A 26805-nucleotide genomic window follows, 5' to 3' on the forward strand; every position below is an offset into this window, starting at 1 on the left:
CCGTAGACTTTAATCTTTTGTCTCGCAAGTGCCCACACAGATTGTCTGTTTCTTCTTTTTAAAGAGCTAACAGCTTATATCCCTCGTCAACCTTTCGTTGATTTAGTTCGCTGTCTCAAGGGTTGCGTATGTTACTCACTTCACATGTGAACGTCAACCCCTATTTTAGAAATTTTTATTTTTTTGTGTTGAATGACTGCTTTTTACACAAATTTAGGCATTATAGGGTTATTTTTAGTTGTTTTGTCACATTAATAGCTTTATTAGTAGCCTCTTTAACTGTCGATGCTCTAGCTAACGCAACTCCCATTCTTCTTGTTCCTTTTACTTCTGGTTTACCAAATAAACGTAAATCAGTTTGCGGTTCGCTTAATGCTTTATCAATATTAGCAAAAGTTATTTGTTTGGAATTACCTTCTATTAATAAGACAGATGATGCACAGGCACCATATTGTTCTATAATTGGAATTGGCAATCCTAATATTGCCCTAGCATGTAATGCAAACTCAGATAGGTTTTGTGAAATTAATGTCACCATACCGGTATCATGGGGGCGAGGTGATACTTCACTAAACCATACTTGCTCCCCTTTAACAAATAATTCAACACCAAATACCCCTCGTCCACCTAATGCTTCTGTTATTTTAGTTGCAATATTTTTCGCTTGTTTCAATGCTTTTTCAGGCATCTGCTGAGGTTGCCAAGATTCTCGATAATCACCTTTTTCTTGACGATGGCCAATTGGTTCGCAGAATGAAACTCCGTTAATATGCCGAACAGTCAGCAAAGTAATCTCGTAATCAAAATCAACAAAACCTTCTATGATTACTTTACCCCCACCAGAGCGCCCTCCCTCTTGAGCATATATCCATGAAGATTTAATATCTGCTTCACTACGCAATAAAGATTGACCTTTACCCGAAGAGCTCATAACTGGCTTAACCAAACATGGAAAACCTATTTCTTTTACCATTTGTTCATATTCAAATTCGTTTTCGGCGAAACGATAAGGTGAAGTGGGTAGTTTTAATTCTTCTGCAGCAAGACGGCGAATCCCCTCACGATTCATTGTTAATTGCGTTGCTTTTGCTGTTGGAATAACAGTAAATCCTTCTTTTTCCAACTCAACCAATGTAGATGTGACAATAGCTTCAATTTCTGGAACAATATAATCGGGATTTTCCATTTCAATGACTTTTCTTAGAACATCCCCATCAAGCATATTAACAGTATGATACCGATGAGCTACTTGCATTGCTGGCGCATTAGCATAGCGATCAACTGCAATAACTTCACAGCCAAAACGTTGTAATTCAATCGCCACTTCTTTAGCTAACTCTCCTGCACCACAAAGTAATACTTTTGTTGCAGTCGGTGATAAAGGAGTACCTAATTTAGCCATAATTCCCTCATACACAGTTAATCGTTATATCTCAAGAAATAAAAAATCGGGAAAATTATCCCGATTTTTTAATCAATATTAAGCTTGATAAGGATCACGTAAAATCATGGTTTCATTGCGATCCGGACCTGTTGAAATAATATCAATTGGTGTTTCGGTTAACTCTTCAATTCTTTTGATATAAGCTTTTGCTGCTTGTGGCAGTGCATCATAGCTTTTAATACCAAAAGTTGATTCGCTCCAACCTGGCATAGTTTCATAAACAGGTTTAACTAAGCTCCACTCTTCAGCGGCAGCTGGAGCATTTTTGATAACATCACCATTTGGTAATTGGTAACCGACACAAATTTTTACTTCTTTCAGCCCATCTAACACATCAAGCTTAGTTAAACAAAATCCTGAAACAGAATTAAGTTGTACCGCTTTACGCACAGCAACTGCATCAAGCCATCCAGTACGACGGCGACGACCTGTTGTTGCACCAAATTCATTACCTTGTTTACAAAGATACTCACCAACTTCATCAAATAGCTCTGTAGGGAATGGGCCTGCACCAACACGCGTAGAGTAAGCTTTAACAATACCTAACACATAGCCAACATAACGCGGACCAAAACCAGATCCCGTTGCCACACCACCAGCAGTAGTATTAGAAGAAGTTACAAAAGGATAAGTACCATGATCGATATCAAGTAATGTACCTTGTGCACCTTCGAACATAATTCTTTCACCTTTTCTTCGTGCATCTTCTAAAAGCGCAGGAATATCGGCAATCATAGCAACTAAAATATCAGCTATAGCTAATGTAGCATCTAAAACTTTTTGATAATCTACTGCTTCGGTTTTGTAATAATTGACTAATTGGAAATTATGATATTCCATCACATCTTTTAGTTTTTCAGCAAAAGCTTGACGATCACGTAAATCACCAACTCGAAGTCCACGGCGAGCAACTTTATCCTCATAAGCAGGACCAATACCACGCCCTGTTGTTCCAATAGCTTTATTGCCACGAGCTTTTTCTCGAGCTTGATCTAATGCAATATGGTAAGGCAAAATTAGAGGACATGATTCAGAGATAAGGAGTCTTTCCCTAACAGGAATACCACTATTTTCTAACTCTTTCATCTCTTTCATCAAAGCATCAGGACAAAGCACTACACCATTAGCAATAATGCTAATAACATCATTACGTAAAATTCCTGATGGAATTAAGTGTAATACTGTTTTTTCACCATTAATAACTAATGTATGACCTGCATTATGCCCTCCTTGATAGCGAACAACATACTTTGCTTTTTCCGTAAGTAAATCAACAACTTTACCTTTTCCTTCATCACCCCATTGTGTACCTAACACAACAACATTATTACTCATAGACTATTTACTCATTTTGTTAATTATCAGATTTTAATTTCATATATTTAAAAAATTCACTATCAGGGCTAATAACTACAATATCATTATCTGTAAAGCTTCGTTCATAAGTTTTTAGCCTCCGTATAAAGCTAAAAAACTCTATATCTTTACCAAAGGCATCAGCATAAAGTTTGATTGCATTCGCATCACCTTCACCACGAATAGAGCGAGATTGACGTTCAGCTTCAGATAATATTTTGGTTACTTCGAGTGTAGCCTCTGCTCGTATTTCATCAGCTCTTTTAACACCTTGAAAATGTTGATTTTGGAACACATTATTTCGTTCTGCTTTCATTTTCTCATAAATAGAATTAGACATTTCTTGAAGAAAATTAACTTTCTTTAAGCGAACATCAATAACTTCAATACCGAAAGGTCTCATACTCGCTTGATTAACCTCTAAAGCTTTTTCATCTTTATTAGCTTGATTTTCAATCGAATTACTTTTATCCAATTCTTTAACCGTGCTATTTAAAATATCTTTTACACGGGTTACTATAGAATTATGAGAGTTATTATTCGTATCATTAACAACATCAATGATATTTAATTTTTCAATTTCTGTTCTTAAACAACCATTTGATCGAGCAAGCAACAAGTTCTCGATACTATTACCAGCAGCAATAGTTTCATAATATCGATTAAAATCAATAATCTTCCATTGTACAAAATAATCAACAACTAAATCTTTATTTTCACGTGTTCTAAATTTTTGTTCTTGACCGGCATTATTAGGACTATTTATTGTTTTTATTTTAGCATCAACAATTTTTACATTATCCATTCCTGGAAATTTAAAATGTAATCCAGGTTCAGATAATCCTATAATTTTATTAAACCGTAAAACTATTCCACGAGTACCTTCTTCAATAACATAAGCGCTAGAAAAAAACACACCAATCAAAATTAATACTATAGGAACCAATAATTTGCGCATGCTTTTCTCCTTATCTTCCCATAAACCGTGGAGTCCGCGTAGTCTCGCCAACTTTAATGGTGTTATTAGTGTTATTGTTATTTTCTTTTGATAATTCCAGCTTTGATTTAGGCTGTTCTTTTACTGTTTCAGACGAGCTGAGCATATTGGAATTATATTCACTATTTTGGTTTGATAACGTCATTGTTTGAGAATTTTTTTCACTCTTATTTTTTAATAGTGCTTCTAACGGTAACACCATCAAATTTCCACTTTTATCATTCACTATAATCTTATTAGTTTTGGTTAATACTCTTTCCATAGTTTCAATATATAAATGTTCTTTAGTAATTTCTGGTGCTACTTTATATTGTGGTAAGATTTTTTCAAAACTGGCCACATCACCTGCAGCTTCAAGTTCTACTCTAACCTTATATGCATTAGCATCAGCTAAAATTCCTGCTGAACGTTCTTCTGCTTGCTGAATTTTTTTCACCTTATCAGCTTCAGCTTGTTTGATTTCTCGCTCACTATCGTCTTGAGAATGAAGCGTTTTATTGTCAGTACCTTTCACTTCATCTGGTAGACGAGCAACTTGAAAATTCAAATTAACAATATTAATACCCATATCATAGGGACTAATGATATTAACTAACTCATCTTTAGTGCTACGTTCTAGAGCTGAACGTTCATCAGAAATTATCGCATCAATATTTGAACTTGCCACCACCGTTCTAAGGGCGCTATCGGCAGCTTGGCGCAAACTATCTTCTACATTAGTGACATTAAATAAATATTTTAAAGGATCGCTGACACTATATTGCACATTGATATCAACAAAAACCAAATTTTCACCAGCTGTAACAATAAGTCCCTTTTCGTTGAAATTTCGAATACCCTGTGTATCAACAATATACACTTTATCGATTAAAGTTGGCTTCCAATTTAGTCCTGGTTGAATGATTTCAGATTGAACTTGACCGAAGCGAGTAATTACACCACGTTGATTTTGGTTAATGGTATAAAATCCACTTCCTGCCCAAACTACAACAAGTAAAGCAATTATAGATATGATAATTTTAGTTGTACTCATCGGCAATTTAATTCCAGAGGAACCATTATTATTACCGAAATTATTTTTTTTTAATAATTTTTTAACTTTATCAAATAAACCATCAGATGAATGATTAGTTGGCTTTTTTTTATTATTCCCCCATGGGTCGTTATCTTGTCCGTTATTGCCGGGCTGATTCCACGCCATATTGTATATGCTCCATTTGATAATTAGTTGTTATTTTGCTTATTGATCAAGTATAACAGATCTGGTTCTTGTTTACAGAGGCGATTCCATTCTATAGAGGGAATTCTCACATCTAGATGAAAACTACCATCCTCATTAATAAATTCATTTTCTACCGCATTTAACTGATATAAACGACTTCTTAATCTTGCTAAATAAGCAGGTAAGTTTAAGTGGCAAACTTGTATTTGCTTAGCTAGCCTTTCTTTTAAAGCGATAAATAATTGATCTAATCCTAAACTATTTTGCGCTGAAATCCAAACACGAATTGGTATACCGTTTTCATCTCTATCAATACTTGGTTGTTTGCCTTCTATCAAGTCGATTTTATTCATAACAAGTAATGTTGGAATTTCGTGCGCATCAATTTCGTGCAAAACTTCATCAACAGCATGCATATTATCTAATAAATTAGGATCTGCTGCATCAACAACATGTAATAACAATGCAGCTTGTTGAGTTTCTAATAACGTTGCTTTAAAAGCCGCAATTAAATCATGTGGCAAATGGCGAATAAAACCAACTGTGTCAGCTAAAACAACTTCACCGACATCATCAACAATAACTCGACGAAGTGTTGGATCGAGAGTAGCAAATAACTGATTAGCAGCATATACATCAGCATTTGTTAACGCATTAAATAATGTTGATTTACCTGCATTCGTGTAGCCAACAAAAGAGACTGTTGATAGATCTGCTTTATTTCGTGATTGACGATTTTGATTTCGCTGTTTTTCAACTTTAGTAAGTCTTGATAAAATTAATTGAATTCGTTGACGAATCAACCTTCTATCAGTTTCTAATTGAGTTTCACCTGGACCACGTAAACCTATCCCACCTTTTTGACGTTCTAAATGCGTCCAACCTCGAACTAAACGAGTCGAAAGATGTTGTAACTGTGCTAATTCAACCTGTAATTTACCTTCATGTGTTCTGGCTCTTTGAGCAAAAATATCAAGAATCAATCCTGTTCTATCAACAACACGACATTTGCATAATTGCTCTAGATTACGTTCTTGGGAGGGAGTTAAAGAATGATTTACTAAAATAACAGAAGCATTAAGCTGTTTAACTTTTTCTGCTATTTCTTGAGCTTTACCTTCACCTACAAAATATTTGGTTTGAGGTACTTTTCTTGAGGTTGTTACAATATCGAGAATATCTATTTGAGCCGAAGAAACCAAAATTTCAAACTCTTTAAGATCCTCGATATTGCTCTCTTGAGGGAAGAATACATGGACTAATAAGGCAGATTCACCGCCTTTATATCTCTCAAACAATCAGATTCTCCACTGAAATTCAGCTTTCGCTTTCCTCTTCGGATTGAGATACCAATCCAGAAATAGGTCTAGATGGTACGACTGTCGAGATAGCATGTTTATATACCATTTGGCTTACAGTATTTTTTAACAAAATCACAAATTGATCAAATGATTCAATTTGTCCTTGTAACTTAATACCATTAACTAAATAGATTGAGACAGGAATATGCTCTCTACGAAGCAAATTTAAATAAGGATCTTGTAATGACTGCCCTTTTGACATGAGTTTATCCTTTAAAAATAATTATATTAAGATAAAATAAATACATTTATAAATAATTAATGTATTTTACATACTATTTCAGATACATCTTTAGTATCTACCAAAATAACATAAAAAAAGCTTCTCTTAAACCAATCAACTATAATTAATGCACAAATAACTAAAATTTTAAAAAATTTAAACTAAAAAGGTAAAAAAAATACTAAATACTGACACTAATATACATAACTTTACCTACGAAAAAATTTACAATTGTATATTATTAAACCACTATAAAAATTATCACTTAAAATATGTTTCGGAATATTGAATCCATATTATCATTGTTTAACCACGTAATAGGTTGTTTCCAACCACGAAGCCATGTTATTTGTCGTTTAGCTAATTGACGAGTAGCGCAGATTCCTTTAAAAACCATTTCATCATAACTTGTATTACCATTTAAATACTCCCACATTTGACGATATCCAACACAACGCATAGAAGGTAAATTTAAATGTAAATCCGATCGCTGCATAAGTGCTCTGACTTCATTTTCAAATCCTTGATCCAACATCTGTAAAAAGCGTTGTTCAATACGTTCATGTAATTGCGAACGATCTTGCGGCATAATAGCAAATTGCATAATATCGTATGGTAATGTTTCGCCACTTTCTTGTGTAAGTTCAGTTAGACTTTTGCCTGAAATTAAATAAACCTCTAAAGCACGATTAAGCCGCTGAGGATCGTTAGGATGAATTCGTTCAGCTGAAATTGGATCGATCTTTTTTAGCTCTTCGTGAATCGCTTGCCAACCTAATTTATTAGCTTTTTCCTCTATTTGCTTACGAATTACGCTATCAGCAGCAGGAAGCGGTGAAAGCCCTTCAATTAAAGCCTTAAAATAGAGCATTGTCCCACCAACTAATAATGGAATTCGCCCTTTTTTTAGGGTTTTTTCAATTTCCACAATGGCATCATGTCTAAAATTAGCTGCCGAATAACTTTTTGCAGGATCACAAATATCAATCAATTTATGTGGATACTTTTGTTGCTCTTCTTTAGTCGGTTTTGCAGTACCAATGTCCATACCACGATAAATTAGAGCTGAATCGACGCTAATAATATCAATAGGATAACGATCATAAAGCGCCATAGCAAATGCCGTTTTACCAGATGCTGTTGGCCCCATTAACGAAATAATTTTTGGTTTATTCATGATAAATCGATTGAGTTAAAGATTGCATGTCAATTGGGTATAAAAATGAATCTTGTTGTAACAGATTAATATCCACTTGTTCTAATTGAGCTAGTAACTGAATGGCTTTTACTACACTCCAGTTCATCGTAACACTATCATAATACTGATTAGCTAACCAAGCCGCTATTTGCGTTGGATCTAAAACTTCATTTTTTGAATCAGAAATAAAAGCAATTAAAGCGGGCAATAATTGTTGCCAATTGATAGTACGCAACATTTTAGGAACATTTTGCAAATACAGCTTCGCTTTATCAATATAAAAATCAAAACCTAAAAAATTTAGTTGCGGCTGATAAGAAGAAAGGACTTTCTGCTCCTTATTATTAATTAAAATTGTTAATGGGATAAGCAATTTTTCAGAATCTTGTGACAATAATTTAATCGCAACGAATTTTTGTTGAGCAATAGGCAACTTCATCAACATTAATTTTTGTTGATTATCTTCATTTTTTTCAAGCAATGCAATATCAGGTTGAATAATAGTTAACACCCGTCCAAATGTCACTAATAATGAATTATCAAGCTGCTGTTGTAATGATTGCAATGGTAAATTTCGTTTAGGAAATAATGATTCAATAACCGCTTTTTGTGGTTCAGTTATTTCATTTTCTTCTACCGATAAAAATGGCTTTTCTGGCTCAAGTTGTACAATATTTTGAGAAGAAGATTCAACGCTAACTAACTGACCATACAACGCATTTTCTTTAGCATAATTACTAGGTTTTTTAGGTAATTGGTTACTAGCTTGATAAGGCTTAGAAATCGTCTGTTGATTAAAGATATTTTCTCCAGCTGCTTGCCGATTAGGTGTTATTGTTACTTTTTCATCTGTTACAGATAAATCCGATTCAAGAGCCATAACTATAGCTTGATAAACGAAATCATGAACCAATCTTGCCTCATGAAAACGGACTTCATGTTTAGCAGGGTGAACATTAACATCAACTTGTTTTGGATCTATTTGTAAAAACACCACATAACTTTGTTGTTCATTCGCACGTCTTATATAGGCTTGTCGCAATGCATGATTAAGTAATTTATCTTTGATAACTCGACCATTAACATAAAAATATTGCAAATTACTAACTTCACTACTTGTTACCCAACCTTGAATGAACAAATCATCATGTTGCCAATCTAATTTGACTGCTTTTTGCATAAATACTCGCCCACATACCAATTCTACCCTTTTTTCAAGGGTAGATGAACGGTACTGCCTAACAAGTTTACTATTATGCTGCAAATTAAAAGTAACATCAGGACGTGCTAGCGCAATACGCCGAACGAATTCTTCAATATGCATAAATTCAGTTTTTTCTGTTTTTAAAAAACGGCGTCTTGCAGGCGTATTGTAAAACAAATCAAGTACTTCAACAGTCGAGCCAACAGGATGTGCAGCAGGTTTAATCACCGGTTCCATATCTCGCCCTTCAGCATAAACTTGCCAAGCTTCAGTTTGTTCTGCTGTGCGTGAAGTTAATGTCAATCTTGCAACTGAACTTATACTCGCCAGCGCCTCACCACGAAATCCAAGGCTAATAATAGAATCTAAATCATCTAACTTGCTGATTTTACTTGTCGCATGACGAGCAAGCGCCAGTGCTAATTCATCTTTAGCAATACCGCAACCATTATCTCTAATACGAATTAATTTACAGCCGCCTTGCTCAAGATCAATATCAATTTGAGTACTTCCCGCATCAAGGCTATTTTCAACCAACTCTTTAATGACTGATGCTGGACGTTCTACCACCTCACCAGCAGCAATTTGATTTGCTAATTGAGGAGAAAGAATATTAATTGCCATTAATGCTGTTCTCCAAATTTTGGATTTTGTTTAACGTAATTTTTTATACCTTGATAGATAGCTTTAGCAATCTTATCTTGATGAGCATTACTACTTAGTAAGCGTTCTTCACCTTCGTTAGAGATAAAACCAACTTCAACTAAAATCGATGGGATATCTGGTGAACGTAATACCCCTAAGCTTGCATGTTCTGGAGCAGATTTATGTAACTTTGTTATCCCTTTCATTTCTTTTAATACTTGTTTTGCTAACTCATATCCCACTCGTTGAGAATAAGAAAATTGCAGATCTAATACGGCTTGACTTAAATGAGGATCATGATCATCGCTAAGCGCATCACCTGCCCCACCAAGTAATTGTGACTGTTTTTCATCTTGTTCAAGCCAACGACCAAGTTCTGTGTCAGCTCGCTTAGTTGACAATACCCAGATCGAAGCACCAGTTGCATTCCGATTTGGTGCAGCATCGGCGTGAACTGAAACTAACAAATTAGCTTTATTTTTTCTAGCGATTTCAGAGCGTTGTGAAACAGAAATAAAATTATCACTGCTACGGGTTAACACCCCTTTAAAATTAGGATCTTTATTTAATAAATTGGTAAGTTTTTTAGCAATAGAAAGCGTAACTGTTTTTTCATATAACTTATTTTTCCCTATTGCGCCGGAATCTTTACCACCATGCCCTGCATCAACGGCAATCACAACTTTAGCTGCATAGGCAGAACTACAAAGCAGTAATAAGATAAAAAAAGTGAATAGTTTTTTCATTGTCTTTATATTGTTTATTTCAATTATGATAGATTAATAATCTCGCTGCCTTTTTCGCTTATTGCCTGAACGCAAGCAGTACGTTCAAGCGCCAAATAAGTCAAATGAATTTCAAGATCCGCGCTTGGCAAGATCCCATTTGCTTGCTGTGGCCACTCAATCAAACAAATTGATCGCGAAGAAAAATATTCACGAATCCCCATATACTCTAATTCTTCTGGATCGCAAAGCCGATATAAATCAAAATGGTAAACTGAAAAATCATCAAATTGATAGGGTTCAACTAATGTATAAGTTGGACTTTTTACGTTACCTACATGACCTAATTGTTGCAAAAAACCACGACTAAAAGTTGTTTTACCTGCACCTAGATCACCTATTAAATAGATAATAATTGTATCATCATGCTTGGACAAATAGTTTAAACATAGTTTGGCAAGTTTACTACCAAACAAAATCGTTTGTTGCTCATTGCTTAAAATAACTGGTTTCATGATGAATTCTTTGCTCAATAAATAGTTCTTATTATATACTAATAACATCAAAGATGTACTAACCAAAATGAGCTTGATTTTGTAAAAAAGTTTCAGGTAACTATACGTTTCAGTATAAAAAGTGAAAATAATGCTACATACTATATCAACAGCAAACCAATCAGCCATAAATCCACAATTAATATCAGCTCAAGATGTTGTATTGTTCTGGCAAAATGGCGTTATTCTGGCTATACAAAATAATCCATTATTAAATAATATTATAAAAAAAACTAAACACTGTTACGTCATCAACAGCGATATAGAAGCCCGAGGAATAAGCAAAATTATTGATTCAAGGCTTAAAATTATCAATATGCAACAAGTTGTTGAACTTACAACTAACCATTTTCCACAAATGAACTGGGAATGACCATAGGGCATAATGCTAAAACTACCCAGTTTTAAAAAGCATGAATCATGCAAATTTGCAAAACCTAAAACCTAAGTTTAATATAAATCTCAATTGTACTCAGCTCGTATTCAAATTTATGGCTAATTTATTAACGCTATCGGAAATCAATAATTATTTAAAAAATGGTGAAGTGATTGCTTACCCTACCGAGGCTGTTTTCGGTCTAGGGTGTGATCCTGATTGTGAATCAGCCGTATTAAAACTGTTACAACTAAAACAGCGTTCAGTAGATAAAGGCTTAATTTTAATTGCCAGCCATTACCAACAACTGATCCCTTATATAGATGAATTAGCTATTACTAATGAACAAAAACAGTTAGCACTTACTAGCTGGCCAGGCCCTGTTACTTGGGTTTTTCCTAAAAATACAAAAACACCTTATTTTTTGACTGGTAAATTCGACACCATAGCAGTACGAGTCACCAATCACCCCTTAGTTTGTAAACTATGCGATCTTTATGGCAAACCAATAGTTTCAACCAGTGCTAATTTATCGAATTATCCACCTTGTAAAACAGCAAGTGATGTCGTTAGCCAATTTGGTGAAAATTTTCCAATATTACAAGGACAAACAGGTAATAGATTACAGCCATCTCAAATCAGAAATATTCAAACAGGTAACATTATTCGACAAGGATAGATATATGCAAAATTTATATATTGGCGTAATGTCGGGAACCAGCATGGATGGAATTGATATTGCTATAATTAATATTACCGCAAAAAATGTCACATCAATAGCTAGTAGTTGCTACCCAATGCCCACCAACTTAAAACAGCAACTATTAACATTATGTGAAACAAAGCAAACCACATTACAAAATTTGGGTGAATTAGACCATCAACTTGGTGAATTATTTGCCGATAGTATCAATCAATTTTTAAAAGACAATAAAATTGATAAACAACAAATAAAAGCAATTGGTTGCCACGGGCAAACTATTTACCATGCACCAAACGGTAAAAACCCATTTACCCAACAAATTGGCGATGCCAATATTATCGCAGCAAAAACAGGCATAACCACCATAGCTGATTTTCGTCGAAAAGATATGGCTTATGGAGGGCAAGGAGCACCACTAGTCCCCGCTTTTCATAAAGCGGTGCTACAAGATCCAAAAATTAATCGTGTAGTATTGAATATAGGAGGAATTAGTAACATTTCAGTATTAATTCCTAACCATACTGTTATTGGTTACGATACAGGTCCAGGAAACGTACTGCTTGATTGCTGGATAAATCAAAACCTAGGTAAAAGCTATGATAAAAATGGACTGTGGGCAAAAACAGGAAAAGTTAATCAAGACTTATTGAATAAATTATTTGATGAAGATTATTTCAAAATACCAGCACCTAAAAGTACAGGTAGAGAGTTATTTAATTTACCATGGTTACATAAAAAATTAATAGGGACGGATTTTAAAGCAGAAGATATTCAAGCAACACTCGTTGAATTAACCTCTTTATCAATTGCAAATGAGATCAAAAAATTATCTATATTAAAAAAATTACCTTGCGAACTTTTAGTCTGTGGCGGAGGTGCTAAAAATCCACTTATTATGCAAAGATTATCAGCATTATTACCATCATGGTCAGTATTAACAACCGATACAAAAGGTATAAATGGAGACGATATGGAGGCAATAGCCTTTGCTTGGCTTGCTTATTGCCGAATCAACAATATACCATCAAATATTCCCGAAGTAACTGGCGCAAGCCAAGCTGTGTGTTTGGGGGTTATTTATCAATAAACTAAAAAATATATAAATATCGATCAAATCAACCCAAATTTTTGTAACGCTTTAGCAATACCATCATTATTATTAGTATCTGTAACAAACTCGGCTTTTGCTTTTAATTCATCAACTGCATTACCCATAGCAATAGGATGATCAACGGTTAGGAACATTTCAAAATCATTCATACCATCACCAAATGCATAAGTAGACACATCAGTGAACCCTTTATTTTTTAATAACTGAGTAATACCATAACCTTTAGAGCCACCATGATTAAAAACATCAACACAGTAAGGGGTATTACGAATAAAGGTTAGTTCAGGAAAAACATCTCGATAAAGATCTTCTCCAGATTCACAAAGTAATAAAAGCATCTGAATAGGTAATTTTAAATAAACCTGATCATCAACAGGAGGAACTGGTTGCTTAAGATAATGATAAAACTTCTCGGCTGGTTGACTATACTCAGATATACACATCATTTCATCATTATAAAAAGATAAAGGAATATTCGTTTTTTGCTTAGAATACTGATGTATTCTCATTATCACATCTTTATCAATATTATTAGTAAAAACCTTTTCGCCTTTGTATAAAACTACTTGCCCATTCATACCAATAATTGAATCAATTTGAGTCTTTTGCATTAAATCAGCAACTTCACAAGGTGTTCGACCAGTTGCTATCACTGGAATAATATTATTATGTTTTAATTTTTTTATAGCATCAAGGGAACTGGACAATACATCAATTTGACTATTAAATAATGTCCCATCTAAATCAAAAAAAACAATCGCTTCAGGTTTATGACTCATATTACAAATCCAAAATATTTTTAATAAAAGGAATAGTTAGCTTTCGTTGTTGTGCTAACGTTGCTACTTCAAACTTTTCTAATAAAGAAAATAATGTACGCATATCGCGATTAACACGTTTTAATAAAAATAACCCAACATCTGTTGATAGTTCAAATCCACTTAATTGCGCTCTCAATTGCAAAGCTTTAAGCTTGTCATCATCGCTAAGTTCTTTTAATTGATAAACCTGCCCCCAAGATAATCTAGAAACTAAATCAGGCAATATAAAAGAAATTTGTTTAGGTGGAGCATTTGCAGTTATCAATAATTTACTCACATTTTTTTCTGTCAAACGATTAAATAAATCGAAAATAGCCTCTTCCCAATCCCTATGACCTGCTATTGCATCAATATCATCTAAACAGACTAAATCATAATTTTCTAATCCCTGTAAAATTTCAGGTACCAAATGGTAATGCTGTTTTAATGGAATATAACTAGCTAATTTATTTTGGCTTGACGCATGTAAAAGGTGAGTTCGGCCTGCAACGCTAGCCGCCCATATATAAAAGACATTAAACCCCTCTTTATCTAACAAGGTTTGCAATGAATCAAACAACAACCGATTATTACCTACATAAAAACTATCAAAAGTTTCATTATTAGATAATGGAAAAGGCAAAGGTAACTGTGAAAGAGTAATAAAGTAACCTCACAATACAAATAAAATCATATTAAGTATAAATTTGCTTTTATAAAAATCAATCACTTTTATACAAAAAGACAAACAGATAACAGTTAATAAAAAAATAAAACAAAAAACAATAAAACGATCAAAAATTGTTGTTTAAAATAAAAACAACAAAAAGTTAAAATTTAAGCAATTAAACTTAATTTTTGTGGATAACTCTGTTAAAAATTAGGATAACAAGCTGTTATGATCGCACTAACAACTTAAAAATAGAAAACAGTTGTGGATAAAAAGAATAGTTATACACAAGTTAAAACAAAAAAAGATCCGATCAATTAACAGAATAGACAGATCGATAAGATCCTATAAAATAATCACAAAAAAGAGTTATCAACAAAAAGGATCCGATCTAATAATAATAAAAATAAAAAGATCATCTAAAAGATCTTATTTTATTTAGACCGCGATCCTAATAGATCATTTGACGTAACAAAAAAGATGAGTAAAATCTCCTACCCTGAATAAATCAAATCTCCCGATCTAAATTAGCGATCATCTATACACAAAACAAATACGAGGCTTTTTATGTTTTATCCAGATCTTTTTGATGTCATCATTGTTGGTGGCGGTCATGCAGGAACAGAAGCAGCAATGGCATCAGCAAGAATGGGGCGAAAAACACTACTTTTAACCCATAATATCAATACATTAGGACAAATGTCTTGTAATCCTGCCATTGGTGGTATAGGAAAAGGCCATTTGGTAAAAGAAATTGATGCAATGGGTGGCTTAATGGCACACGCTATCGATCATGCTGGGATCCAATTTAGGATCTTAAATAGCAGTAAAGGACCTGCAGTTAGGGCTACAAGAGCACAAGCAGATCGATCACTATATTGCAAAGTGATCCGAACTACACTTGAAAATCAAGAAAATTTAATGCTTTTTCAACAATCTGTTGAAGATGTGATCATCGAAAACGATCAGATCGTAGGTGTAAAAACCCAAATGGGAGTATGCTTTAAAGCTAAAACAGTCGTATTAACAACAGGCACCTTTTTAGACGGAAAGATCCATATAGGACTTAATAATTACAGTGGTGGACGTACAGGCGATCCTGCTTCGATCGGCTTATCAAAATCACTTCATCAATATCCATTTAGAATGGGACGATTAAAAACTGGTACACCACCACGAATTGATGCTAGAACAATTGATTTTTCAAAATTAAGTACACAATATGGTGATGATCCTGTTCCTGTATTCTCATTTTTAGGTAATGCAAACGAACATCCTAAACAAATTCCTTGCTATATAACAAGCACTAACGAAACAACGCACGAGATAATCCGAAATAGTTTAGATCGTAGTCCCATGTATACAGGTGTTATAGAAGGAGTTGGCCCAAGATACTGCCCATCTATTGAAGACAAAATTATGCGTTTTGCGGATCGTAATTCTCATCAGATCTATTTAGAGCCTGAAGGATTAGATAGCAACGAAATATATCCAAACGGGATCTCAACAAGTTTACCATTTGATACACAATTAGCATTTGTACGCAGTATGAAAGGATTAGAAAATGCTAATATTGTCAGACCAGGTTATGCGATCGAATATGATTATTTTGATCCAAGGGATCTTAAGCCAACACTTGAAAGTAAAGTTATCAAAGGGCTCTTTTTAGCAGGACAGATCAACGGAACAACTGGCTATGAAGAAGCCGCAGCTCAAGGAATGCTTGCTGGTTTAAATGCAGCACGTTTTGCATATGATCAAGATCAATGGTATCCAAGCCGTGATCAAGCCTATTTAGGGGTATTAGTTGATGATCTTTGTACTCTTGGTACTAACGAACCTTATCGCATGTTTACCTCGCGTGCTGAATATCGTTTAATGTTACGTGAAGACAATGCTGATATTCGCTTAACCGAGCTTGGTCGCAAGCTAGGTATGGTTGATGATTATCGCTGGCAACGTTTTAACGAAAAATTTGAAGCTATTGAACAAGAAAGAGCAAGATTACGTGATATATGGGTACATCCTCATATTGAAAGTATTGACGAAGTAAATGCCGTGTTAAGTACTAATTTGACTAAAGAAGCGAATGGAGAAGAGTTACTTAAGCGACCTGAAATGAGTTATAACACATTGAAATCGCTTTCATTATTTGCGCCTGGATTGTCTGACGCACAGGCTGCGGAACAGGTTGAAATTCAAGTTAAATATGATGGATATATAAAACTGCAAATAGAAGAAATTGAACGTCAAAAACGCAATGAAGAAACGCTTATTCCTGAGCATATTGATTATGCTGAAATATCGGGTTTATCGAACGAAGTTGTGGCTAAATTAAAACAACATAAACCTGTTTCAATAGGACAAGCTTCGCGTATATCAGGAATTACTCCTGCTGCGATTTCAATGTTGCTAGTTTATTTAAAAAAGAAAAATTATGTTAAAAAAGAAACTCATTAATCTAATAGATCAAACGGATCTTTTGATCTCAGAATCACAAATAGATCAATTGATCCATTATGTTGAAATGCTCAACAAATGGAATAAGACTTACAACTTAACAGCTGTACGAGATCCTAATGAAATGTTAATCAAACATATCATGGATAGTTTAGTTGTATCGCCCTATTTAACTGGCAAAACTTTTATTGATGTTGGAACTGGTCCTGGTTTACCAGGTGTTCCATTAGCGATTATTAACCCCGATAAACAATTTGATTTGGTTGATAGTTTAGGTAAGCGTATTCGCTTTTTAAAGCAAGTACAGTTTGAATTAAAGCTAACTAATATAAACCCAATACAAAGCCGAATAGAAGAGTATAATGATAAAAAGTTTGATGGAGTTATTAGCCGAGCATTTGCTTCATTGCAAGACATGCTTAATTGGTGTAAACATCTTCCTAATGAACAAGGATTTTTTTATGCTTTAAAAGGAAGCGATATAGATCCTATTGCTGATGGTTTTACACTTAAACAAAATATAAAATTGACTATACCAGAATTAGATGCTGAAAGGTGTTTAATTATTATACAATAGTTTTTGTAATTAAATACAAGCTGTTCTGAAACTTTTTATAAATTTAATTTTTGCGTTTTTTCAGATAATCTTTAATACCATCAACAATTGATTTAGATACTTGATTTTGGAATGAAACAGTCTTTAATTTTTTTTCTTCAGTAATATTACTAATAAAGGCTGTTTCGACTAAAACAGATGGAATATCGGGTGCTTTTAACACCGCAAAACCTGCTTTTTCAAGTGATGGTTTATGTAACTTATTGACTCTTTTCATTCGATTTAAAATAGCATTACCAAGTAATACACCATTATTTAATGTTGTTTTTTGAACCAAATCTAAAATGGTATTATCTAAATATTTATCACCACTACGGCTAACACCGCCTATTTGATCTGCTTCATTTTGAGTTTGGGCCAAATAACTGGCTGCAGAACTACTTGCTCCACCTGTTGATAATGCAAAAACCGATGAACCACCGACAGAACGATTAGCAAAAGCATCTGCATGAATAGAAATAAATAGATCTGCATGGAGTGAACGAGCTTTAGCAACTCGTACTTTTAATGGGATAAAAACATCTTCATTACGGGTCATGTAGACTTTTATATTCGGTTCTTTCTTAAGTAAATTATAAGTACGACGTGCAATTTGCAAAACAATATCTTTTTCACGTGTTTTATTGTAACCAATAGCGCCAGGATCTTCTCCACCGTGTCCAGGATCAATCACAACAATAACGGGAGCATTTTTACTCTTATTGGTTGGTGTTTTTATACCAGATTGCTTTTTATTGAGATCACCTTTTTTATATTCTTCTAAAAGCGCAAGTAAAGGGTCATCATCAGTGCTTGAAGCTGGTTTAGATGGATAAAGATCCATAACTAAACGATGTTTGAATTTTGCTATCGGCGATAAGGTAAAAGTATTCGGTTGAACACCTTGTTTTAATTCGATCAAAATTCTTACTGTCTTTGGATCTCGTTGAACAACGCGTATAGATTTAATATAAGGGTCGTGTTTTAATACTTTTGATGAGATATTTTTTAAAATTGGATTTAGATTAACATTGTTAATATCAATAGCGATCCTATTAGGATTACTTAATAAAAAGTGCTTATATTTTAAGCTAATATTTGATTCTAAAGTAATTCTTGTATAAGTTGATGAAGGCCAAACACGCACAGCAATAACTTGCGCCATTGCTGCGGCAAAGCCTACACGAGTGACGGATAACAAACATGTAGCAATAATACCTTTTATTAATAGGCGCTTTGTTGGGCTAAATGTTTTTTTCATACCTTAAAAACTTTATTTATTATCAAAATTAGCTGCAGATAATAGCATAAACTAAAGGGATATTAAAAAGAATGATTATCATAATCGACTGTTATTTTTGTAAATAGTCTGTTCTAAATTATCAATCAATTTTTATAATAAAAAAGATTATCAAATTAAATAATAAAAACAACCTTGCTTTAAGTTGTCATTTTTATTTTGTTATAGACCCTATAATAACAAAAGATTACAATATAGCACGCTAAAATCGCGGATTTAAACCCGTTTTCATTTTAACAATTAAATTATAGCTGAGTTATTGATGAGCAAAAAACTACATATCAAAACTTGGGGCTGTCAAATGAATGAGTATGACTCAACAAAAATGGCAGATCTCCTTGAATCTACCCACGGTTTAACTTTAACTGAAAATGCCGAAGAAGCAGATATTTTATTACTCAATACCTGCTCTATTCGAGAAAAAGCCCAAGAAAAAGTCTTTCATCAATTAGGACGTTGGAAGAACCTTAAAAAAAATAACCCAAATATCATTATTGGTGTAGGGGGATGTGTTGCTTCACAAGAAGGCGCCCACATTCGCAAACGAGCACCATTTGTGGATATTATTTTTGGACCTCAGACCTTTCACCGATTACCAGAAATGATTGAGCAAGTTAGAAGTGGTAAAGGTAATCATGTGGTTGATGTAAGTTTTCCTGAAATAGAAAAATTTGATCGCCTACCAGAGCCTCGTAGTGAAGGCCCAACCGCATTTGTTTCAATTATGGAAGGATGTAATAAATATTGTACTTATTGCGTAGTTCCTTACACTCGAGGTGAAGAAGTTAGTCGACCTTGTGATGATGTTATTTATGAAATAGCTCAGCTTGCTGAGCAAGGTGTACGTGAAGTCAATCTATTAGGTCAAAATGTAAATGCATATCGTGGACCGACATTCGATGGTGATATTTGTTCCTTTGCTGAATTACTACGCTTAGTTGCAGCCATTGATGGTATAGATCGTATTCGTTTTACAACTAGCCATCCAATCGAATTTACAGATGATATTATTGATGTTTATCGTGACACACCAGAACTAGTAAATTTTTTACATTTACCAGTACAAAGTGGATCAGATCGTGTATTAAACTTAATGAAACGTACGCATACTGCACTTGAATATAAATCAATTATTCGAAAACTACGCAAAGTACGACCAGATATTCAAATTAGCTCCGATTTTATTGTTGGTTTCCCAGGTGAAACACAAGAAGACTTTGAACAAACCATGAAGTTAATTGCCGATGTTAATTTTGATTTAAGTTACAGTTTTGTCTATTCAGCACGTCCAGGTACGCCAGCTGCTGAAATGGAAGATAATGTTTCGGAAGAAGAAAAAAAACAAAGACTATACATTCTTCAAGAGCGAATTAACCAACAAGCTATGCAATTTAGCCGTCGTATGTTAAATACCGTGCAACGTATTTTGGTTGAAGGTCCATCCAAAAAAGATCTTATGGAATTAACAGGCCGAACTGAAAATAATAGAATTGTTAACTTTGAAGGTCGCCCTGAAATGATTGGTAAATTTGTTGACGTTGAAATTACTGATGTTTATCCAAATTCATTGCGTGGAAAAGTAGTTAGAACTGAAGATGAAATGGATCTACGCGTAAGTGAATCACCAATGTCAGTTATATCTCGAACCCGAAAGGAAAATGATTTAGGTGTTGGTATTTATCAACCATAAAAACAAAACGTAAAATATTTAGTTATTTATTTTAAATAGAAATTAAAAAGTTATTAAATAAGAAAATAGGAAAGAAAAAATGTTTATTATTTTTGGTACTCGTGGAAGAGAAGTCAACGAACGTGGTGGACAATTTAATTGTCCTAATTGTTGCTCACAACAAAATATTACTACTGACGAAAAACAACAGAAATACACACAAATAAAAGTAGCAAAATATTTTACATTATTTTTTATTCCTATTTTTAGTTACTCTACCTTAGGTCGTTATATAAAATGTAATCAATGCAATAACGATTATAACGAAAATGTGCTCGACTATGTACCGCCAACATTTGAAGAACAAATAACTTCATATGTTGAACAAGAGTTAAAAAGTGGAACACCTATTTCAATGTTGGTTAATAAATTGAAATCACAAGGATTTGATGAAAATCAATCAACAAGTGCAGTAAATAATGTTGTTAACGGAAATATAGTTTCTTGTCATCAATGTAAAATGGATTTTATAAAAGGCGTTGAAAAATGTTCTTTATGTGAACAGCGTCTGAGCAATTAAAATTAATTGAATAGAGGTTTTATTTTTGAATATTACAACACAAGAAACCATACTTGAGCCCGCTGATAATCAGCGGCTTAATAGTCTTTGTGGTCCTTATAATGACAATATAAAACAGTTAGAACGTCGGCTTGGTATTGAAATTAATCATCGAGGTAATTTATTTTCAATAACTGGTGATGATATTTGTGTTCGAGCGACTATTGATATTTTACAATCTCTTTATAAACAAACCAAAATCAAAGACAAAATAATTGATATTGAACCAGAACAAATTCATTTAGCTATCAAAGAGACAGGTGCGCTTGAAAAAGTGAGTGAACACTTACCTAGTTATGTTGATCATCAAGGCGGAAAGCTAGTGATGATAAAAACTAAGCGAGGTATAATCAAACCCCGAACAGCGAATCAAGCACAATACATAGCTCATGTTTTGGATTACGACATTTCTTTTGGTATAGGGCCTGCTGGAACAGGTAAAACTTATTTAGCGGTAGCAGCTGCCGTTGATGCGCTCGAAAAACAACAAATTCGTCGTATTGTACTAACTCGACCAGCAGTCGAAGCTGGTGAAAAACTTGGCTTTTTACCAGGTGATTTAAGCCAAAAAGTGGATCCTTACTTACGTCCACTTTATGATGCTTTATTTGAAATGTTAGGTTTTGAAAAAGTCGAAAAACTAATTGAAAAAAGTGTGATTGAAGTGGCGCCACTCGCTTATATGCGTGGACGCACATTAAATGATGCATTTATTATTCTTGATGAAAGCCAAAATACAACGATTGAACAAATGAAAATGTTTTTAACTCGAATTGGCTTTAATTCGAAAGCGGTAATAACAGGTGATATTACTCAAATCGATTTACCACGTAATCAAAAATCTGGGTTACGTCATGCAATAGAAGTATTAAGCCAAGTTGATGAAATTAGTTTTAATTTTTTTAATAGTGAAGATGTCGTGCGCCACCCAGTAGTTGCTAGAATTGTTAATGCTTACGAAAAATGGGAAGAACAGCAACATATGCAACATAAGTTGCAGCATACAGAAAGAAGTATTTAGAGGAGTACTATTATCTCTATCTCAAGTAAAAAAAAGAAAACTAAGATTCGAGATCATTCCGCGGAAGCAAATTTGTTTTTACGCCGAGCACTGTTTTCTTTTATTGTCATTATTATTTTAATTATCATATTGATTGCAAACTTAGCTGGTTTACAGATTTTGAATTATAGCTATTACACTACTAAATCTAATGATAATCGTATTGAAATTATTCCTATTCCACCTAATCGTGGCATGATTTATGATCGTAATGGTACGCCATTAGCGATTAATAATATTACATATCAATTAAATATTATTCCTGATAAAACTAAAAACCTCAATGAACAATTTGAGCAATTAAAAAAGATTGTTGATTTGACAGATGAAGATATTGAAACATTTCAAAAAGAACGACGCAATTATAGAGCTCATCGTCCAGTACCGCTAAAAGATAATTTAACCGAAAAACAAATAGCTCGTTTTGTTGTAGATCAACATCGTTTTCCGTTTGTTTCTATTGTAGGTATACAGCATCGTTATTATCCTTATGGATCATCACTGACCCATATTCTTGGCTATATCTCTAAAATTAATAGCCAAGATAAACAGCGATTAGAAGATGAAAATAAAGCAAGTGATTATGTGGCAACTTTTAATATTGGTAAAATGGGAATAGAAAAGTACTACGAAGACGTATTACACGGAACCCCTGGTTATGAAAAGGTTGAAGTTAACAGCCGAGGTAGAATTGTACGCCAGCTAAATCAACATCCACCACAAGCAGGTGAGGATATCTATTTATCTATTAACCTAAAATTACAGCTTTATATAGAGCAATTACTGGCTGGACGTAAAGCGGCAGTGGTAGCTATTGACCCTAATAATGGTGAAATTTTATCCTTGGTTTCTAGTCCAAGTTATGATTCCAACGCTTTTGTTGGTGGTATATCAAGTACTAAATATAGCGAATTACTCAAAGATCCTAGTAAGCCACTTTTTAATCGAGCTTTATTAGGTGCTTATCCACCAGCTTCAACAGTTAAGCCTTTTATTTCCATTGCGGCCTTAAGTGAAGGAGTGATCACACCAAAAAGTGTGGTTAATGATCCTGGTTGGTGGCAATTACCTGGTACTGAACGGCGTTATCGTGATTGGTTAAAATGGGGACACGGTCGAGTTGATGTATTAAGGGCGATTGAAGAATCAGTTGATACCTACTTTTATCAAGTTGCTTATGATATGGGCATTGACCGCCTAAATCTGTGGATGACTAAATTTGGTTATGGTGAACGAACAGGTATAGATATTTCACCAAACGAAGAAACACGAGCAGTTATGCCTAGTCGTGAATGGAAAATCAAACGCCATAAAAAATCTTGGTTGCAAGGCGATACTATACCAGTTGGTATCGGTCAAGGTTATTGGACAGCAACACCTATCCAAATGGCAAAAGCATTAACCACGTTAATTAATAATGGTAAAACTTATACTCCGCATTTTTTATTATATAAAAAGAGCGATATTTTAAATTCAGATGAACATCAACCAACAATTAATCCTGAAAAATACATAGAAGATAATAGTTTAGTTAATGTTAAATCAATTTATTGGGATTTAGCTAAAGAAGGTATGCATCGTGTCATGTTTGGATCACGAGGAACGGCACGTAAAATTTATGCAGATGCAAAATATCAAGCGGCTGGCAAATCAGGTACCGCACAAGTTTATGGCTTAAAACAAGATGAAGTTTATAACGCTCATAAGATCCCTGAACATTTACGCGATCACGCGTTATTTATTGCTTATGCTCCTTACGATAATCCAAAAATTGCCTTAGCCATTGTTTTAGAAAATGGCGGTGGCGGAAGCTCAAACGGCGGTGCAGTAGCTCGTAAAATATTAGATTTTTATCTTCTTGGAAATAACTCAACAGAGCTAGATGACCCATCACCAAATACAGGAGCTGAAGATTAATAATGAATAATAGTAAAAAATCTTTTTGGCAAAAAATACATATTGATCCCTTATTTTTTTTATTTATTACTTTATTACTAGGTTATAGTCTTTATATACTTTGGAGTGCTAGTGGGCAAAATATTGATATGATGCAAAAGCGAGTAATACAAATATTACTTGGCTATACTGTAATGATTACGCTGGCACAATTTTCGCCCAGAACCTATGAAAAATGGTCACCATATCTGTATGTTGTTTGCATTATCATCCTATTATTAGTAGATATTTTTGGATATACCAGTAAAGGCGCACAGCGCTGGTTAGATTTAGGTATTTTGCGATTTCAACCTTCTGAAATAGCCAAAATAGCCGTACCATTAATGGTTGCAAAGTTCATTCATCGTGATGGATGCCCACCACCATTAAAAACCACATTACAAACACTTGGTATAATTGGAGTGCCTACATTACTTGTTGCTATGCAACCAGATCTAGGCACAGCAATATTGATTATTATGTCAGGAATTTTTATTATTTTTTTAGCAGGCATTAATTGGCGCTATATTCTTATTGCATTAATTTTAATTGCTATATTTTTACCAATTATGTGGTTTTTTTTAATGCATGATTATCAACAAAAACGCGTATTGATGCTAATAAATCCTGAGCTTGATCCAAATGGGGCTGGTTATCATATTATTCAATCTAAAACAGCAATTGGATCGGGTGGTATATGGGGCAAAGGCTGGCTTGAAGGTACGCAATCGCAACTTGAATTTTTACCAGAGCGACACACCGATTTTATCTTTTCAGTTATAGCTGAAGAGTTTGGTTTTATTGGTTCGATTATTTTGTTAATTCTATTTTTATGCTTAATTGTGCGTGGACTTATTATTGCAGCTCAAGCACAAACAACATTTGGACGAATTTTATCGGGTGGACTAATTTTAGTATTTTTTATTTATGCATTTATTAATATTGGTATGGTCAGTGGAATCTTACCAGTAGTTGGTGTACCATTACCTCTAATAAGTTATGGTGGCTCATCTTTAGTCGTATTAATGGCAAGTTTTGGCATTATGATGTCTATTCACACACATCGATATATGTTGTCTAAAAATATTTAACGGAATTGAAATAAATGAAAAAGAAATTTAAATTATCTTTTGCTTTGTTTGCGCTTGCAATTTGTTCATCAGCATCGGCTGAAATGGCTTTTCCTATCCCAGCTATTCCACAACTAGATGCTGAATCTTATATTTTAATCGATGCAAAATCAGGCGAAATTTTGGCACAATATAATGCTGAACAACAGCGTGACCCAGCTAGCCTAACCAAAATGATGACCAGTTATGTGGTTGGTCAAGCACTACGCTCAGGACGCATAAAAAATGATGATATGGTTGTAGTAAGTAAAGATGCATGGGCAACGGGCAACCCTGTTTTAAAAGGGTCATCATTGATGTTTTTAGAAGTGGGTAAAACAGTATCAGTATCTGATCTTAATAAAGGTATTATCATTCAATCTGGTAACGATGCTTGTATTGCAATGGCTGAACATGTTGCAGGAAGCCAAGGTGCATTTGTTAACCTAATGAATGATTATGCAAAAAAAATTGGACTAAACCATACCCATTTTGAAACCGTTCATGGGCTCGATGCGCCAGGGCAATACACAACAGCTAAAGACATGGCTTTTTTAGGGCAAGCATTGATTCGTGATTTACCAGAAGAATATTCTATTTATAAACAAAAAGAATTTACCTATACCCTATCAAAACCACAACTTAATCGAAATGGACTACTTTGGGATACCACATTAAACGTTGATGGAATTAAAACAGGACATACCAATGCTGCTGGCTATAACTTAGTTGCTTCAGCGGTTGATGGCAATACCCGTTTAATTTCAGCGGTACTAGGTGGACGAACCTTTAAAGGGCGTGAAGAAGAAAGTAAAAAACTATTAGTATGGGGATTCCGCTTTTTTGAAACTGCAAATCCTGTAAAAGCTGATACGCCATTAGCAACAGAAACTATTTGGTATGGTGATAAAAATAAAATTCAATTAGGTGCAACTAATGGCGCTTATATCACAGTACCAAAAGGTCGTGCGGCAGATGTGCAAGTTGAATATAAAATTGATGATTATATTTATGCTCCAATAACCAAAGGTACAGCCGTAGGTAAAATGCAGTTCCTATTAGATGGTAAAGTAATTAGTGAACAGCCACTTGTTGCTTTGCAAAATGTTGAAGAAACAGGATTTTTTGGTGGAATCTGGGATTGGATCTGCCTACAATGCCATAAATTATTTAGCTAGTTTCAATTATCATTGTTCTGTAAGTATCAGCTTACAGAACAACCTACCCCTCTTCAAAAATAATCTGTAGGAAAACATCTAGTTATTTACACTTACATAATTATAAAGTTTTTTTATTTTATTAACTTATTTTTAAATTTCTTATATTTGTTAACTAGTTATAAATAAAAGAGCTATCTTCTTTATTAAGAATTACTAAATACTTGTTAAAAATATTCAGGATTCTATACCGTTTCAGCATAAAATTATTTTAAATTTAATAAGTTAAAAATTTTCATCGATAAAGCATAA

23 protein-coding genes and 1 pseudogene are annotated in these 26805 nt (G+C 33.9%); 11 read left to right on the forward strand and 13 right to left on the reverse strand.

Annotation, left to right across the window (positions count from 1 at the left end; all coding sequences use genetic code 11):
• Nucleotides 1-220: 220 nt before the first annotated feature.
• The 10 genes and pseudogenes from purT to tsaE all read right to left on the reverse strand — a co-directional run bounded on the left by purT (nt 221) and on the right by tsaE (nt 10893).
• Nucleotides 221-1402 (reverse strand): formate-dependent phosphoribosylglycinamide formyltransferase, encoded by a 1182-nt coding sequence (gene purT, locus ACGH6Q_RS10045; RefSeq protein WP_411592733.1) that lies wholly within the window; start codon nt 1400-1402, stop codon nt 221-223.
• A 78-nt stretch (nt 1403-1480) separates the two neighbouring features.
• On the reverse strand, nt 1481-2779 hold the full coding sequence (locus tag ACGH6Q_RS10050; protein ID WP_085163815.1) for an adenylosuccinate synthase: 1299 nt from the start codon (nt 2777-2779) through the stop codon (nt 1481-1483).
• Nucleotides 2780-2798: 19 nt separating this feature from the next.
• Nucleotides 2799-3758 (reverse strand): protease modulator HflC, encoded by a 960-nt coding sequence (gene hflC / locus ACGH6Q_RS10055; RefSeq protein ID WP_411592734.1) that lies wholly within the window; start codon nt 3756-3758, stop codon nt 2799-2801.
• Nucleotides 3759-3768: 10 nt separating this feature from the next.
• Complete coding sequence (hflK, locus tag ACGH6Q_RS10060) at nt 3769-4998, reverse strand: FtsH protease activity modulator HflK (RefSeq protein ID WP_411592735.1); 1230 nt, start codon at nt 4996-4998, stop codon at nt 3769-3771.
• 23 nt (nt 4999-5021) lie between these two features.
• On the reverse strand, nt 5022-6317 hold the full coding sequence (gene hflX, locus ACGH6Q_RS10065) for a ribosome rescue GTPase HflX (RefSeq protein WP_411592736.1): 1296 nt from the start codon (nt 6315-6317) through the stop codon (nt 5022-5024).
• Between the two features lie 19 nt (nt 6318-6336).
• On the reverse strand, nt 6337-6582 hold the full coding sequence (gene hfq / locus ACGH6Q_RS10070; protein ID WP_065590789.1) for an RNA chaperone Hfq: 246 nt from the start codon (nt 6580-6582) through the stop codon (nt 6337-6339).
• A 286-nt stretch (nt 6583-6868) separates the two neighbouring features.
• On the reverse strand, nt 6869-7780 hold the full coding sequence (gene miaA / locus ACGH6Q_RS10075; RefSeq protein ID WP_034911914.1) for a tRNA (adenosine(37)-N6)-dimethylallyltransferase MiaA: 912 nt from the start codon (nt 7778-7780) through the stop codon (nt 6869-6871).
• Nucleotides 7773-9629, reverse strand: coding sequence for a DNA mismatch repair endonuclease MutL (gene mutL / locus ACGH6Q_RS10080; protein ID WP_411592737.1), 1857 nt, complete (start codon nt 9627-9629; stop codon nt 7773-7775). Before mutL ends, miaA begins: the two co-directional genes overlap by 8 nt.
• A gap of 20 nt (nt 9630-9649) precedes the next feature.
• Nucleotides 9650-10354: pseudogene (locus ACGH6Q_RS10085) on the reverse strand (N-acetylmuramoyl-L-alanine amidase); the annotation flags it as partial.
• Between the two features lie 65 nt (nt 10355-10419).
• Nucleotides 10420-10893 (reverse strand): tRNA (adenosine(37)-N6)-threonylcarbamoyltransferase complex ATPase subunit type 1 TsaE, encoded by a 474-nt coding sequence (gene tsaE, locus ACGH6Q_RS10090; RefSeq protein ID WP_065590797.1) that lies wholly within the window; start codon nt 10891-10893, stop codon nt 10420-10422.
• A gap of 127 nt (nt 10894-11020) precedes the next feature.
• On the opposite strand from tsaE, the gene tusB reads away from it, so the two are divergent.
• The 3 genes from tusB (at nt 11021) to ACGH6Q_RS10105 (ending at nt 13095) form a co-directional block, all read left to right on the forward strand.
• On the forward strand, nt 11021-11302 hold the full coding sequence (gene tusB / locus ACGH6Q_RS10095) for a sulfurtransferase complex subunit TusB (RefSeq protein WP_065590785.1): 282 nt from the start codon (nt 11021-11023) through the stop codon (nt 11300-11302).
• A gap of 118 nt (nt 11303-11420) precedes the next feature.
• Nucleotides 11421-11984, forward strand: coding sequence for a Sua5/YciO/YrdC/YwlC family protein (locus ACGH6Q_RS10100; RefSeq protein WP_065636380.1), 564 nt, complete (start codon nt 11421-11423; stop codon nt 11982-11984).
• A 4-nt stretch (nt 11985-11988) separates the two neighbouring features.
• Nucleotides 11989-13095, forward strand: a complete 1107-nt coding sequence (locus ACGH6Q_RS10105) for an anhydro-N-acetylmuramic acid kinase (RefSeq protein WP_411592738.1) — start codon at nt 11989-11991, stop codon at nt 13093-13095.
• 23 nt (nt 13096-13118) lie between these two features.
• Here ACGH6Q_RS10105 and ACGH6Q_RS10110 read toward each other — a convergent pair whose 3' ends face one another.
• Together ACGH6Q_RS10110 and hda are read right to left on the reverse strand one after the other, a co-directional pair.
• A complete protein-coding gene (locus tag ACGH6Q_RS10110) occupies nt 13119-13898 on the reverse strand; it encodes a Cof-type HAD-IIB family hydrolase (RefSeq protein ID WP_296302259.1) in 780 nt (259 codons plus the stop codon).
• Between the two features lies 1 nt (nt 13899).
• Nucleotides 13900-14583, reverse strand: a complete 684-nt coding sequence (hda, locus tag ACGH6Q_RS10115; RefSeq protein ID WP_081300165.1) for a DnaA inactivator Hda — start codon at nt 14581-14583, stop codon at nt 13900-13902.
• Between the two features lie 573 nt (nt 14584-15156).
• On the opposite strand from hda, the gene mnmG reads away from it, so the two are divergent.
• Nucleotides 15157-17049 (forward strand): tRNA uridine-5-carboxymethylaminomethyl(34) synthesis enzyme MnmG, encoded by a 1893-nt coding sequence (gene mnmG / locus ACGH6Q_RS10120; RefSeq protein ID WP_411592739.1) that lies wholly within the window; start codon nt 15157-15159, stop codon nt 17047-17049.
• Nucleotides 17027-17626, forward strand: a complete 600-nt coding sequence (rsmG, locus tag ACGH6Q_RS10125; protein ID WP_065610019.1) for a 16S rRNA (guanine(527)-N(7))-methyltransferase RsmG — start codon at nt 17027-17029, stop codon at nt 17624-17626. Before mnmG ends, rsmG begins: the two co-directional genes overlap by 23 nt.
• A gap of 43 nt (nt 17627-17669) precedes the next feature.
• Here the strand turns inward: rsmG and ACGH6Q_RS10130 are convergent, their stop codons facing one another.
• On the reverse strand, nt 17670-18905 hold the full coding sequence (locus ACGH6Q_RS10130) for an N-acetylmuramoyl-L-alanine amidase (RefSeq protein ID WP_065590780.1): 1236 nt from the start codon (nt 18903-18905) through the stop codon (nt 17670-17672).
• Nucleotides 18906-19206: 301 nt separating this feature from the next.
• On the opposite strand from ACGH6Q_RS10130, the gene miaB reads away from it, so the two are divergent.
• The 6 genes from miaB (at nt 19207) to ACGH6Q_RS10160 (ending at nt 26514) form a co-directional block, all read left to right on the forward strand.
• On the forward strand, nt 19207-20634 hold the full coding sequence (gene miaB / locus ACGH6Q_RS10135; protein ID WP_065590779.1) for a tRNA (N6-isopentenyl adenosine(37)-C2)-methylthiotransferase MiaB: 1428 nt from the start codon (nt 19207-19209) through the stop codon (nt 20632-20634).
• A gap of 79 nt (nt 20635-20713) precedes the next feature.
• The gene (locus tag ACGH6Q_RS10140) at nt 20714-21193 is read left to right on the forward strand and encodes a hypothetical protein (protein ID WP_411592740.1); all 480 of its coding nucleotides are present in this window, start codon (nt 20714-20716) and stop codon (nt 21191-21193) included.
• Nucleotides 21194-21218: 25 nt separating this feature from the next.
• Nucleotides 21219-22253, forward strand: coding sequence for a PhoH family protein (locus tag ACGH6Q_RS10145; protein WP_065610013.1), 1035 nt, complete (start codon nt 21219-21221; stop codon nt 22251-22253).
• An 18-nt stretch (nt 22254-22271) separates the two neighbouring features.
• Entirely contained in the window at nt 22272-24209 is a 1938-nt protein-coding gene (gene mrdA, locus ACGH6Q_RS10150; RefSeq protein WP_174799311.1) for a penicillin-binding protein 2, read from the forward strand.
• 2 nt (nt 24210-24211) lie between these two features.
• A complete protein-coding gene (gene mrdB / locus ACGH6Q_RS10155) occupies nt 24212-25318 on the forward strand; it encodes a peptidoglycan glycosyltransferase MrdB (protein ID WP_034911963.1) in 1107 nt (368 codons plus the stop codon).
• A 14-nt stretch (nt 25319-25332) separates the two neighbouring features.
• Nucleotides 25333-26514, forward strand: a complete 1182-nt coding sequence (locus tag ACGH6Q_RS10160) for a serine hydrolase (protein ID WP_085163801.1) — start codon at nt 25333-25335, stop codon at nt 26512-26514.
• The last annotated feature ends 291 nt before the right edge of the window (nt 26515-26805 follow it).

This window comes from Gilliamella sp. BG2, from assembly GCF_046635645.1.
In the GTDB taxonomy this organism is placed as follows: Bacteria; Pseudomonadota; Gammaproteobacteria; order Enterobacterales; family Orbaceae; genus Gilliamella; species Gilliamella bombi.

What these genes read in the sequence shown, in the direction of transcription:
- purT (WP_411592733.1), bottom strand. Translation starts at nt 1,402, where the DNA reads ATGGCTAAATTAGGTACTCCTTTATCACCGACTGCAACAAAAGTATTA.
- ACGH6Q_RS10050 (WP_085163815.1), bottom strand. Translation starts at nt 2,779, where the DNA reads ATGAGTAATAATGTTGTTGTGTTAGGTACACAATGGGGTGATGAAGGA.
- hflC (WP_411592734.1), bottom strand. Translation starts at nt 3,758, where the DNA reads ATGCGCAAATTATTGGTTCCTATAGTATTAATTTTGATTGGTGTGTTT.
- hflK (WP_411592735.1), bottom strand. Translation starts at nt 4,998, where the DNA reads ATGGCGTGGAATCAGCCCGGCAATAACGGACAAGATAACGACCCATGG.
- hfq (WP_065590789.1), bottom strand. Translation starts at nt 6,582, where the DNA reads ATGTCAAAAGGGCAGTCATTACAAGATCCTTATTTAAATTTGCTTCGT.
- miaA (WP_034911914.1), bottom strand. Translation starts at nt 7,780, where the DNA reads ATGAATAAACCAAAAATTATTTCGTTAATGGGGCCAACAGCATCTGGT.
- mutL (WP_411592737.1), bottom strand. Translation starts at nt 9,629, where the DNA reads ATGGCAATTAATATTCTTTCTCCTCAATTAGCAAATCAAATTGCTGCT.
- tusB (WP_065590785.1), top strand. Translation starts at nt 11,021, where the DNA reads ATGCTACATACTATATCAACAGCAAACCAATCAGCCATAAATCCACAA.
- ACGH6Q_RS10100 (WP_065636380.1), top strand. Translation starts at nt 11,421, where the DNA reads ATGGCTAATTTATTAACGCTATCGGAAATCAATAATTATTTAAAAAAT.
- ACGH6Q_RS10105 (WP_411592738.1), top strand. Translation starts at nt 11,989, where the DNA reads ATGCAAAATTTATATATTGGCGTAATGTCGGGAACCAGCATGGATGGA.
- ACGH6Q_RS10110 (WP_296302259.1), bottom strand. Translation starts at nt 13,898, where the DNA reads ATGAGTCATAAACCTGAAGCGATTGTTTTTTTTGATTTAGATGGGACA.
- mnmG (WP_411592739.1), top strand. Translation starts at nt 15,157, where the DNA reads ATGTTTTATCCAGATCTTTTTGATGTCATCATTGTTGGTGGCGGTCAT.
- rsmG (WP_065610019.1), top strand. Translation starts at nt 17,027, where the DNA reads ATGTTAAAAAAGAAACTCATTAATCTAATAGATCAAACGGATCTTTTG.
- ACGH6Q_RS10130 (WP_065590780.1), bottom strand. Translation starts at nt 18,905, where the DNA reads ATGAAAAAAACATTTAGCCCAACAAAGCGCCTATTAATAAAAGGTATT.
- miaB (WP_065590779.1), top strand. Translation starts at nt 19,207, where the DNA reads ATGAGCAAAAAACTACATATCAAAACTTGGGGCTGTCAAATGAATGAG.
- ACGH6Q_RS10140 (WP_411592740.1), top strand. Translation starts at nt 20,714, where the DNA reads ATGTTTATTATTTTTGGTACTCGTGGAAGAGAAGTCAACGAACGTGGT.
- mrdB (WP_034911963.1), top strand. Translation starts at nt 24,212, where the DNA reads ATGAATAATAGTAAAAAATCTTTTTGGCAAAAAATACATATTGATCCC.
- ACGH6Q_RS10160 (WP_085163801.1), top strand. Translation starts at nt 25,333, where the DNA reads ATGAAAAAGAAATTTAAATTATCTTTTGCTTTGTTTGCGCTTGCAATT.